Here is a 12,545-nt window from a genome sequence, read left to right as displayed (position 1 = left end):
ATATCAAAAGTTTATGTCCGGTTTATAAGGGTTTATTCGTTGCACTCGACCGATTTTGACGTTTGATGGCGAGTGGTTCCATCACGGGAAATTAGCAGTAAGTGCGGGGAGTGTGTACCAAAACACGGCATCCCCTTCCTTGTGATGAAAACAGGAAAGGGGCTTTGGATATGGGAGAGATGTGTCTGTTTATAGAACCTGATCGAGTGCTTTGAGTAATTTTTGGATGTCGTCGGGGCTGGTGTAGTGAACAAAGGAAACGCGAAGTGCACCGGATTCAGGATCCAGATTCATCCCTTCAAAAAGTCGATAGGAATAAAAATGTCCGCCAGCTGCCATGATGCCGTGTTGTGATAAATCTTCGGCAACGGATCGTCCATTTCGTTTGGTAATCCCATTTTGTTTGATAATCAGGGAAATGGTTGGGGCTCTGTCTTCTGGTTTATCCGGGCCCAAAAGGCGTAAATCATTTCTGCCTCGGATATATTCAAGCAAGGGAACCATCAAGGCCTGTTCCTGTGCCTGAAAAAGATCATGCACATCCTGCCCCCGTTTTACAGAGCTTGTTTGCTGGCCAAAGTGGTGCGCATGTACGGTATCAAAATATTCTGTAATTCCGCTGGATGCAGCAACTTGGGCATGGTCTGGGCCCGCAGGCACAAATCGTTTGTGGGCAAGATCCTTGTTAAAGAAATGCCCCTGATAGGCCAACATGTCTCTTGTTTCTTGGCGAATAACCATTAGTCCTTGATGCGGGCCGTATGTTTTATAAAGTGAGAAAAGATAGACATCCGCCCCTAGAGCCGAAACATCAGGGAAACCATGTCCGGCATAGGAAACGCCATCGACAACAACCTTTGCGCCAATCGCATGCGCCCGTGCAGAAATTTCGGCAACGGGATTCACATAGGCAATGATATTTGAACAATGAGGGAAGGTTACGAGGCGGGTTTTGTCATTCAGTAAATTATCGAGATCGGAGAGATTCAGATATCCTGTTTCCGGATCAACACGCCATTCTCTGACGATGATACCGGTGTCGGATAATTTGCGCCAGACACCCGAATTAGCTTCGTGATCTTGATTAGTGACGATGATTTCATCGCCTTCTTGCATGGTTGCGCGAAAAGCCTGTGCCAGTACATAGGTATTCTGGCTGGTAGAGGGTCCGAGATCAATTTCTGATTCAGAAACATTTAGATAGGCTGCAAGGTTGATAAGTGCCTGATCCATTTCCCGACCCGCGGCTTCAGATGCAGGGAAAGGATGATAGGGTTGCAATTTTGTTTCTCGGTAGTAGCTGTTGAGACGGTCAATGACCTGATGACAGGCATAAGACCCCCCTGCATTTTCAAAGAATGACCAGTCTTGTAGAGAAGCTTCTTTGAAAGCCGGAAATTGGGAGCGAACAAAATCTAGATCTAATGTTGTCATGAAAGTCTTTTCTCTCTCTAGCGTGTACCTGTTAAAACCGGAATAATTCCAAGCTGATTGGATGGCGCTTGGATTTGAGAAATACAGTTGTTGAATGATAGTTTGCTATCGGGGATGGAAATAAAACTGATTAAGTGTTTCTGTTTGATATGTAACCGCGTTTATAGGCTTGAGGTCAAGAACCACCTTTAAGGGCAACTAATTTTTAAGAGTTTACCGTGTACCTTTTATGATCAAGGCTGGAAAACAAGCCATTGCTATATTTTTGAGGTCAACAGTATGGAGAAACAAAAGGTTACTCAGGCAGATAGCTCTGCGGAGTACGCCAGCCCGCTTTATCTGCCAAACCAAGCTGTTGCCTTTTTTAATCAAGATCGCAGATTGATTGGGTGTGACAATGATTTCCGGAAGCTTTTAGGCATAAGCAAAAGTCTTGTTGAGCCCAATGCCTGTCTGAATGATATTCTTCTAGAGTGTATCGGTAGTGATATTCGTGTTCCTGCAAAAGGAGCGGAAGTCGAAATTTTGGATGAATGGCTTCACTTTATGGAAATCGGGCAGCCCATCGTATTTCAAAAACCAAGCCTGAAATTAACCAAAATCAGAATGAATTTTTTGAATAATGGGGGGATATACTTACTGGTCAGCGATGCATCTGCGTCCATGATGGGTGGTGTGATTGCAATCGCAGGGCAGTTGAAAACCGTTATTGAAAATATCACCCAAGGTATTTCTCTCTTTGATCGTGACTGTAAGCTGGTACTGTGTAATCAGCGTTTTCTTGAGCTCATGGATTTTCCTCAAAAACTTGGTAAGCCCGGCACTTCTATGGCCGACCTTTTTCGCTATAATGCTGAACGGGGAGAATACGGACCGGGGAATATCGACCATCAAGTCAATGAACGTCTGGAACTGGCGTATAAGTTTGAGCCGCATCATCTTGAACGCACGCGAACCGATGGAACTGTTGTCGAGGTTTGTGGGAACCCACTTCAGGATGGATTTGTTACGACGTACACTGATATCACCGTCCAAAAGAAAGTTGCAGAGGCGTTGGAAGAGTCCAATCTTAGCCTCGAGCGACGTGTGAAGTTACGTACAGCGGAATTGCAGGCAGAATTGCAGACGCGCATTAACACAGAAGAGCAATTGCGCAATGCTATGAGTAAAGAACAGTTGGCAAGTCGTAGCAAAAATGAGTTTTTGGCAAATATGAGCCACGAACTCCGTACGCCGCTTAATTGTATTATCGGGTTTTCTGAACTTCTTAAAAATGAATCCTTTGGTCCTCTAGGGCAGGAAAGATACAGAGATTATTGTGTTGATATTAACAATGCAGGGGTGCACCTGTTAGAAGTCCTGAATGATATTCTCGATGTTTCCAAACTCGAATCAGGGGATATGAATCTTCTGGAAACAGAAGTGGATCTATCGGCAGTGATTGACTCATCCATGACAATGCTTGCAAACAGAGCAGACAGCCAAAACATTTCACTCATTACTGAGGTATCGAAAGATCTACCGTATCTTTATGCGGATGCACGCCGGATAAAACAGATATTGATTAATCTGTTATCGAATGCGATCAAGTTTTCAAGTGAACAGGGTGAGGTGATTATTACTGCCGCTGTGATCAAACAGGGTAATATTTGTCTTACTGTTGCCGATAAAGGTATCGGGATCAGCAACGAAGATTTGGCCAAGGTTATGGACCCGTTCCATCAGGTAAGTGAGGCTCTAACGCGTAACCACGAGGGAACTGGTCTGGGGCTTCATATTGTGAATTCTCTTGTCGAATTACACGGCGGACAAGTTGCCATCGAAAGTGAACTCGGAGTTGGCACAAGTGTTTGTGTCTCTTTTCCTCAAGAGAGAAGTTTAGACAGATCATCTGTCACATCTTCTGTCCAAGGGCCTAAAGCCGATCAGGATGCAGAGGCCAATCCGGATCATCGACCTCTGCATTAAGTTCCTTACTTTTATCCTGTGAATTTCACTGTGGACTGACGCTCTCTATTCACTGTTAGTTGTGTAACGTCTGGTCTTGAATAATGTCCGGCAGGATCAAAGTTTTGACGTTCTCTTCGAACCAATTTGTGGTCGATTGTTGCGACGGCTAAACGCTCTTCACCAACAATAGGTTCGATAATCCATTTGCCGTCCGGCCCCATCAGACAGCTGCCGCCATTGGCTAATAATCCGGTACTCTCACCTGCTCTGATAAGATCTGCGTGGGGAATATCATCTGTGATGTCTTCTATCTGCATTAAGCCACAGACAAACATTGTGTAGGATCGGGATTCCTTGGCAATAAAGCCGGGTAAATCATGGGTGTTGTGATCGCCACCGGGCCAACAGGAAAAGTGCAGATCTTCGCCTTGTGCATAGAGCGAAGCACGAGCAAGTGGCATCCAGTTTTCCCAGCAATTCAAACCACCAACGGTGAACTCCCCAAGGGCATGGGTGCGTAGGCCATGACCATCGCCGGGGGCCCATGCCAGACGTTCTTCGTAGGTTGGCATAAGTTTGCGATGGACTGAGCCGATTTGACCCTGCTTATCAATATAAACGAGGGTGCAATAAAGGCTGTGTCCAGCCCGATCAAGCGGACGTTCCATTATGCCGACATAGACGGCGATCTCTCGCACTTTTGCCGTTTCACAAACAGATGCAAGATCACCGCGTTCAATGCAGACGCCTTCATCTAGATACTTTGCATGGATTTCCTTTTGGATTTCGTTGTTAAAACGCGCGCCATCGGTTCGATCAAGCCAGAAGGGATATCCGGGTGCCAAGGCTTCACCAAAGCCAACGAGATCACAGCCTTGATCTGCCGCTTGGTTTATATAATCGATAATTTTCTCTATCGTCGCTTCACGATTGAGCCAGATGGGGGTAATCTGGGCAAGCCCAACGGTCAAAAGATCTTTATTGGCTGACATACTATAACTCCGAATAAAATGAACTTATCCAGAGTTAAGCATGCTGATTTCAGCGGATCAAAGTTTGATCTATAACTGGGCTCTCTTTACCGCAAGAATGTGAAAAAGCCCTCGTATAGAGGGCTTTTTGTTTGAGTTTGTTTATTCTTCAGCAGTAGTTATTATTTTTACTGGTTCTTTTTCTTCATACTTTTGTAAATTCTTCTCAAATTCATGAAGTCGTTTATGGATTGAACGAAGTTCGGTAATGATTACCCAGTTATCTAGAAAATAAGAAAAACTGCCATGCACCTGCCCAAAGGCGTTTGACGTTTGCATCAATACGCCAAGTAAAATAGTGCCAGTGAAAAGACTAGGGCCCATTACAATAAATGGCGCAATAATCATCAATTGTTTGTAAGAATATCTCCAGATATCGAAATAGCTATAGTGTTTAAAAAGCCGATGCGCGTTAAATTTAACACCAATAAAGAGTGAAAATAGGTTTTGGGGTTGGGCATATTTAGATTTATCCTCTTCTCCAAGGACTAGGTCTTTTCTAAATGCGGCTTCAGTTTTTTGTTTGTCATATTCAATGCCTGGTAATTTAGATCCGACTATCCATGAAACAACTATTCCCCCAATCGATACAATTAGGGATAACCATACCAGTGAACCTTCTATGTCTCTTATATAGGGAAGTTCTACTTTGTCACTTAGGGACCAGAGAATTGGTATGAACGCAATTAAGGTCAATAATGAATTGACGATATCAGTCCCTAGATGTTCGACAATACTAGCAAATCGGTAACAGTCCTCTTGAATACGTTGAGAAGCTCCTTCAATCTCTTCCTTCACCGTTCTCCAGCGAGGAATGAAGTTGAAAGTCATGGCTTGGCGCCACCTTAAAACGTAAATCCGTGTAAACCAGTTGGCAAAAGTCCCGAGAAGAATCATAGGCATAGCTGCTATAAGAAATGAAATATCTTCACGAGACCAAGTGTTTAGGAATTCCAAGCCAAAAAGAGTTTCGTAAAATAGTCGAATACCTTCCTCTGGATTATCTTTATAGTCTCCAGCGTTTTGAAGTAGATCGTAAAATCTTTGGTACCATTCGTTAAAAATAACCGAAAATTGTACCTGTATCCAAACTATTGAAAGCAGTAATAGGCCTCCACCATAGGCCCAAAGAGTCCATTCTTTGGATTTAAAAAAACTGTGAAACATGTGGTTCTTTCTCTGTGGCCCTAGTCAAATTGATTGCGGGTATCATGGCGATGGCTTGTGGTAGGATCAAGGCTGTATTTGCCTGTTAGATGTGATAAGGCGTGAAATCACAATAACTTGAAATGCGGGTAACATTATTGTCGCTAAGGATTGTCTGTTCCGGGATAACTCAGATCTGAATTGAATAGGCATAGAAAAACAGCAACAAGCCGTGATGACTTGTTGCTGTTTGGCTGAGTTCACAATTAATCGTTTTGTAGCAGGTGCACCAGGCTGGATGTATCCCAGCGATTGCCGCCACGGGCCTGAACCTGAGCGTAGAACTGATCGACAAGATGAGTAACGGGCAAGCGGGCACCATTTCGTTTTGACTCCTCGAAACAGATACCAAGATCTTTACGCATCCAATCGACGGCAAAGCCAAATTCGAACTCGCCCTGACACATGGTGGAGCCCCGGTTCTCCATTTGCCAGGAACCGGCGGCACCCTTGGAAATTACGTCAATGACCTTTTCCATATCCAGATTTGCTTTCTGGCCGAAGTTCATGGCTTCACTGAGACCCTGAACGAGGCCGGCAATTGCAATCTGGTTGACCATCTTCGTTAATTGTCCTGAACCCACAGGTCCCATCAGGGTGACAGCACGAGAGAAACAATCGGCAACTGGTTTGATGCGATCAAAGGCGACTTGTTCTCCGCCACACATAACGGTCAGAACGCCGTTTTCAGCACCGGCCTGTCCACCGGATACAGGCGCGTCGATAAAATGGATCGATTTCTCACGGGCGATAGCATCGAGTTCACGGGCGACATCGGCAGAGGCCGTCGTGTGATCTACCAGAATAGTATCTGCAGTCATGCCAGCGAAGATACCATCTTCGCCGAGAACAACAGAGCGCAGATCATCATCGTTACCGACGCAACAGAAAACAATTTCTGCACCCTCTGATGCCGCGCGAGGGGTTGTGCCGCTGCGACCGCCATGTTCTTTGACCCAGGCGTCGGCTTTGGCACTTGTGCGATTGTAAACACTGACGTCATGCCCTTTTGCGGCAAGGTGTCCTGCCATTGGATAACCCATAACACCCAAACCGATAAACGCAACCTTTGCCATATTTTTGCTCCCTAAGTTTTAAGCGAACATCATGGGGCTATAAAAGTGAGAGTGATTCCAAAGAAAAGGACCCGCCCTGACTTATTCCCCAGAGTTCATTTTTGTTGAATCGATGAGAGCTTAGGAACTTGAAAGGAGTAGGGCAAGAGGCAGGACACATTGTCCTCTAAATCATAGAGACAATGTGGAGACACTCGAAAAAGTACGGGAATTAAAAACTGGAGCTATCCAGTGTTCAAAGTCTCACAGCCTGTGACGATCCTTATCTAAGATACTTTCGCTGGGAGATACTGTTTAATCACGTCCATAAGAATGCTGAAATCGACAGGCTTTGCTACGTAATCATTCATGCCAGCTGCGATATAGGTATCCCGATCACCTTTCATGGCGTTTGCTGTTACGGCAATGATCGGAATTTGTGACTTGTAACCATCAAGTGCACGAATTGCCTTGGTTGCTTCGATACCGTCCATTTCCGGCATTTGGATATCCATGAGAATAATATCCGGGTCTTTGTGTTTCAGATACTCAAGCGCTTCAATGCCATTAAAAGCGACTTCTGGTTTGTGGCCGCGCTTTATCAAAAACTTTGTTAGAAGTATCTGATTAATTTTATTATCTTCGGCGATAAGGATATGCAGCTGCTCATTGTCTGGCAGAGTTACTGGCTTTACGACTGTCGCTGCAGGTATATCCGATGCTATCTCTTCTTGCTGGGCGGATTGCTCTGTCTGGAGAGGTGCGGCATCTGTTTCTATCGGTTCAACAACTTCCAATGGTATCGTGAACCAGAATGTACTGCCATTGCCGAGGGAACTTTCGAGACCAATCTCTCCGTCCATTTGTTTGCTAAGGCGTTTAACGATTGAAAGTCCAAGACCGGCACCACCATGTTTTCGAGAAGAAGTTCCGTCGGCTTGGGTGAAGCGTTCAAAAATGCGATCCTGATCTTCATCGCTGATACCAATACCGGTATCTTCTACGGAACATTTAATCCACTGCGTGTTTCCTGCACGTGGTTTGTCCGGAGATACCGTAATTTTGATATAGCCGGTATCCGTAAACTTGATCGCATTTCCCACAAGATTGAAAAGTACTTGGCGAAGTCTTGTTGGGTCACTCTTTACTAATTCAGGTAAAGCTGGGTCGATTTCTGAAATTAGGGCTAAACTTTTTGATGACGCTTTTGGACGTTGTGCAGATGTCACAGATTCCAGAATTTCTGGTAGATTAAAGGTGCTGATCTCTAATTTACTTACACCTGCTTCCAGCTTTGAAATGTCCAGAATATCGTTGATTAATAATATGAGATGATCTGCAGAATTTTTGATAGAATTGGTATATTCCAACTGTTCTTGATCAAGTTTACTTTCCAAAAGCAAGTTTGTCATGCCGACGACGCCGTTCATGGGCGTGCGAATTTCGTGGCTCATAGTAGCAAGGAATTCTGATTTGCTTCGACTTGCTTGTTCGGCTTCTATCTTTGCTGCGAGAAGGTGTTCTTCTGTACGTTGCCTTTCCGCAACTTCGTCTTCCAGTCGGTCATTGGTTTCCTGTAACCAATGAGTTCTGTCTCGTACCTTGTCTTCCAGATCACTTTGGTACTGACTAATTTCTGCTTCCATGGCATCAAAACTTTCCAATGCCAGTAATAATTCATTTGATTGGGTTTCTGAAATTGCCTCGGCTGTCAGAGTTTCGCTCATTTTCATGGCGTTTATTTTGTTCCTAAGCGTCGCCAGAGGATTGATAACAATTTTATGGAGAGAAACAACGATGAAAAATAAAGCGATCGCAAAAAAAGCAGCAAAAAGTTGCAAAACGGTTGCAATGGCAAATTGCCCCTTGTTCAAGATTTCCATCGCATGGGGGTGAACCAGACGCATCAGTTTTACATCGTTCATGGCGATGATATCGATATAGGAATAAAGCATCTTGTTATCTTGATCATCGTACAGGCCGATAGCGTCGATTTGAAGAGGATCTGAGATAACTGGGATAGGGAGGTTCTGTTTATCTGCGATGCTTTGATCAAGGCTGAAGACGGTATTGAACTCGGCGTTCAAATCTTCTGCAATCTTGCTCATGCGGGCTTGATCAAGGTATCTACCCGTTATGGCGATTCCCCGAGCTGGACCGTCCAAATTACTTTTAAGAATAGGATGAGCCGCGAGCATCATGGGGCCACGTGTCGTTTGTGCAAATCCAGCCATGCCATTACTTGCAACAACAGCCAGAGGTGACATCACAGTTCTGGTTTTGTTGTCGACGAAAGTGATTTCAAGATCGCTAAAGGCCTCTGCATCTTTATCAAACCAACGCCCCCATACGATATCATTGTTCATGTCATAAAAGGCTATGAGATGAATATCTGTTAACAGAAAAGTATCATCAGGTGCACTGGCTGAAATGAAATCAGGATCTTTTGATACCATATAGTTATAGGTATCATCCCACACACCCCAGTCACTAGAATAGATTTTCAGATCTTCCAATTCATCGTGGAGTGTATTTTGTATCTGCTGTGATCGGTGAATGGTATTTTCGCGATCAAGGTCGGCAAATTCTGGCGCAACAACAATATAGAGGATGCCAGCACTCGTAGCGATCAAGACAAGGAATAGTATAGCCAGGAGTGATCCAATTTTGCTCTGTATCGACATAATCTTTGCCAGCCCTTTCACGTGTTGACTTTGTAACGCACGCACTAGATTTGGAAATCTTGCAGATCAGGAAGCAAAACTTCTATTCGTAATCAGAGCAAGTATATAATTGATTGTTTTAATAAATTGTTTCTATTTTGGCGAGGGCCTGAAAGGGAAGTAATACACAGCTATGTCTGTTTTTGATTGCCGCAACAGGTTGGAAAATATGGAATGATTCCCATTTATTAGGAAGTGATATAGGTAAATTTTCCTTTAGCTGTAACTTCAAATGATTATGAATGTCTTGTAATTCTATGAGATCATGTCCAGAAGAAAGCTCTTTGATAAGTTGTGTCGATGCTTTGCAGAGCGCGCATGAACGAGCTTTGTAGCCAATTGTCTGAATCAGTTTTTGATCCATTCTCAGGTCAAGGGTAATTCGGTCCCCACAAAGGGGATTATCGTGAGTTATCGTATGATCAAAACCTTCCAGGCGACAGTCGCCCATAGCAGCAAGGCGCAGAAGCTCTTTGTTATAGAGGTCTTCATCAGGCATCAATTCAGTCATGTTGTGAAACTCGTTTTGCGTAGTGTCGATAACGCTTCAGGTGTGTCTATATCAGAAAGTACAGATGTATTATCCATAGTCACTTCCTGCAAGTCACCGGGATAGTTCCCCAGAAGATGTCTTGCACCGCTATCACCCTTTAGATTAAGCATTTCGGGAATGAAGGTTGTGCTCCATAACACAGGGTTTCCTCGTTTACCTTCAAATGTCGGAACACAGATAGCTGCGCCGTTTACCGGGTCATAGGCACTGATCAATTTATTCAGTTGTGTGCTATGGATCGACGGCATATCACCTAAACAGATCATGACGGCATCGCAGTCTGCTGGTACAGCCATTAATCCTTTGATCAAAGACGTACTGAGGCCTTCATCAAAGTCAGGGTTGTACACATATTCTACATCGTTGGACTGCAGATTTTCCTGTACTAAATCAGCTTCGTGTCCGGTTATCACAATTGTATGATCTACATTACTTTCGCCAATGTTATCTGCAACCCATTTTACAAGTGGTTTGCCGTGCCATTCCTGAAGGAGCTTATTTTCGGGACCCATCCTGCGGGACTGCCCTGCGGCAAGCAGAATAGCGGTCACTTTGGGGCGGTGAGATATTGAGTCTGAAAGCATTTTTTCTCTCGGTTGCGGGCGTGTTGGAATTTCAGAGAGCAAGCCGCCGCATCCCATTTGCATGATGGTATCTTTTGAGACATCCAACCCTGCGATAATACGTTGTAAAATCCAGTCAAAGCCGTTGAGTTTTGGTGACCTAGCACAACCGGGCAAACCGATTACAGCACTACCTGAATGATTACCGAGAAGAAGTAAGTTTCCCGGATCCACTGGCATTCCAAAATGTTCGATCTCGCCGCCCGAAAGCTCTAGACCCTTGGGTAGGGCATCTTGCCGATCCACAATCGCCGAGGCCCCAAAAATCAATATGAGGTTGTGATTGCTTTCGCGCAGGGTGTTTATGGCAGCGGCAATGGCGTTGGGATTGTGATCAACAATGGTTGTTGTTGCGAGTTCATTTGCGCAGGATTTGAGCCGCTGGTTCACAACCGTTTGTGTTTTCTTCAGAACAGATTTTTTGGTTTGGGGTAATTGGGTAAGGACCAGCCCGACTTTCAGCTTCTGGAAAGGGTGAACCGTAAGTTGAGCCAGTCCCCTAGCTGCGTCTAAAGCCTTTGACGATGCTGCGAGCGGAATAATTTTTGCTGTGGCGACAAGCTGATCTGGATGAACAACATTATAAGGTGAAAGCGTTGCCAACGTGATGGCTTCATCTATCGAATTGATGTTACCGACTTCTTGTGGTGTGGTTTCAAAGATGCCGTGTGCTGTGCTGTAAATATTACAGCGACCTGTAAAAGACGGGCTCGTTTTGACGCCTTTGCCAGAGACAAACTGACCAAGTTGTGCGGCAGCAATATCCTCGTGGACATCGTGTTCTTCAAGTCGAATAGTGGTTACGGTCACAATATCTGACAATAACAGTTCATTGATGTCAGGCGATGTCAGATGGTGCCCTTTGCTTAAGCGACCCTTGTGAGTGTTAATCGAGTGGGCCAGATAGGTGCCTTCGGCTTTCTGTGTTTTAATTTCAGCGAAAATCACTTCTTGTCCCCATGGCGCAGGAATTTCGTGATCGAAGCCAGAATAGATACGGCAATTTCAGCAGGGTTTTTAGCTCCGATATCCAAGCCGATTGGTCCTTCTATCCGTTTCAGATTGTTTAGACTACTCAAACGATCAAGTCTTTTGGCGTGGGTTCTTTTACTGCCCAGTGCACCGATATAAAAAGCGTCTGATTGTAAAGATGCTTCAAGTGCTGGATCATCCAGTTTGGGATCATGTGTCAACAAAACGACGGCTGTTCTGTGGTCGGGTTTAAGATCTTCCATTGCCTCATCAGGCCATTCGTTGGTGATTTCACAATTCGGAAAGCGGGTTTTGTTGCCAAAAGCACTACGTGGATCAATAAGGATAACCTCATAGCCCACTGATTGTGCCATTGGCACTAAGAATTGTGATATGTGAACGGCACCAACAATAATCAGGCGTAAGGGCGGATTAAAAACCTGAATGAATGTCTCTTCGTTTTCTGTTACGTGTACATAGGATTTGTCGTCTCGAATGGCTGTTTTGAGATCATCCAGAAGGGGATGTTTTACATCAGATCTTAGGGGGTAAATGAGTTCCTGTTCACCGTTTTTGAGATTGGTGAGAAGAACGGTGGTTTCTTTTCTTGCTTTGGCGAGGTTGAGCTCATCAAGGATTGCGCGCTTCATGTCGCTTCCAATCGTTCAACATAAACTTGGATGGTTCCGCCGCAGGCTAAGCCGACATTCCACGCCTGTTCGTCACCGACACCAAATTCCAGAATATCTGCCTTGCCGTGGTCCATAATTTCCAAAGCTTCCTGAATCACGGCACCTTCGATACAACCACCACTGACTGAACCGAGCATGGTCATATTTTGATCAATGATCATTATGCTTCCGGCCTGACGTGGTGATGAGCCCCATGTTTTAATAACGGTTGCCAAAGCGACTTTACGGCCTTCGTCGTGCCATGCCGCTGCGGTTTTCAACAGATCCTCGGTAGATGTTTCGTTTCCGTTTTCTTTAATCATTCCC

Annotated in this window: 10 protein-coding genes; 1 reads left to right on the top strand and 9 read right to left on the bottom strand. The window is 44.7% G+C overall.

The window, feature by feature from the left end; all coding sequences use genetic code 11:
• Positions 1–189 precede the first annotated feature (189 nt).
• Complete coding sequence (locus WH96_RS03565; protein ID WP_047762685.1) at positions 190–1,434, bottom strand: aminotransferase class V-fold PLP-dependent enzyme; 1,245 nt, start codon at positions 1,432–1,434, stop codon at positions 190–192.
• A 279-nt stretch (positions 1,435–1,713) separates the two neighbouring features.
• Here WH96_RS03565 and WH96_RS03560 point away from each other — a divergent pair, with 279 nt between their 5' ends.
• On the top strand, positions 1,714–3,402 hold the full coding sequence (locus WH96_RS03560) for a sensor histidine kinase (protein ID WP_047762684.1): 1,689 nt from the start codon (positions 1,714–1,716) through the stop codon (positions 3,400–3,402).
• An 11-nt stretch (positions 3,403–3,413) separates the two neighbouring features.
• Here WH96_RS03560 and WH96_RS03555 read toward each other — a convergent pair whose 3' ends face one another.
• The 8 genes from WH96_RS03555 to WH96_RS03520 form a co-directional block, all read right to left on the bottom strand.
• Positions 3,414–4,376 (bottom strand): carbon-nitrogen hydrolase family protein, encoded by a 963-nt coding sequence (locus WH96_RS03555; protein WP_047762683.1) that lies wholly within the window; start codon positions 4,374–4,376, stop codon positions 3,414–3,416.
• A 141-nt stretch (positions 4,377–4,517) separates the two neighbouring features.
• Complete coding sequence (locus tag WH96_RS03550; protein ID WP_047762682.1) at positions 4,518–5,582, bottom strand: putative transporter; 1,065 nt, start codon at positions 5,580–5,582, stop codon at positions 4,518–4,520.
• A gap of 245 nt (positions 5,583–5,827) precedes the next feature.
• Positions 5,828–6,697 carry an NAD(P)-dependent oxidoreductase gene (locus WH96_RS03545; protein ID WP_047762681.1) on the bottom strand — a complete coding sequence of 290 codons (870 nt, stop codon included), beginning with the start codon at positions 6,695–6,697 and terminating at the stop codon, positions 5,828–5,830.
• A 266-nt stretch (positions 6,698–6,963) separates the two neighbouring features.
• On the bottom strand, positions 6,964–9,360 hold the full coding sequence (locus WH96_RS21065) for an ATP-binding protein (protein WP_053005635.1): 2,397 nt from the start codon (positions 9,358–9,360) through the stop codon (positions 6,964–6,966).
• Between the two features lie 118 nt (positions 9,361–9,478).
• Positions 9,479–9,910, bottom strand: coding sequence for an iron-sulfur cluster assembly scaffold protein (locus tag WH96_RS03535; protein WP_047762680.1), 432 nt, complete (start codon positions 9,908–9,910; stop codon positions 9,479–9,481).
• Positions 9,907–11,523: an NTP transferase domain-containing protein gene (locus WH96_RS03530; protein ID WP_047762679.1), complete on the bottom strand. Its 1,617-nt coding sequence runs from the start codon at positions 11,521–11,523 to the stop codon at positions 9,907–9,909. Before WH96_RS03530 ends, WH96_RS03535 begins: the two co-directional genes overlap by 4 nt.
• On the bottom strand, positions 11,520–12,197 hold the full coding sequence (locus WH96_RS03525) for an XdhC family protein (RefSeq protein WP_047762678.1): 678 nt from the start codon (positions 12,195–12,197) through the stop codon (positions 11,520–11,522). Before WH96_RS03525 ends, WH96_RS03530 begins: the two co-directional genes overlap by 4 nt.
• Entirely contained in the window at positions 12,194–12,541 is a 348-nt protein-coding gene (locus tag WH96_RS03520; protein WP_047762677.1) for an XdhC family protein, read from the bottom strand. Before WH96_RS03520 ends, WH96_RS03525 begins: the two co-directional genes overlap by 4 nt.
• Between the last annotated feature and the right edge of the window lie 4 nt (positions 12,542–12,545).

Origin of the sequence: Kiloniella spongiae (assembly GCF_001026905.1) — a bacterium.
In the GTDB taxonomy this organism is placed as follows: domain Bacteria; phylum Pseudomonadota; class Alphaproteobacteria; order Kiloniellales; family Kiloniellaceae; genus Kiloniella; species Kiloniella spongiae.
The sequence above is the reverse complement of the archived record's forward strand: the minus strand, read 5'-3'. Positions and strand labels throughout refer to the sequence as shown.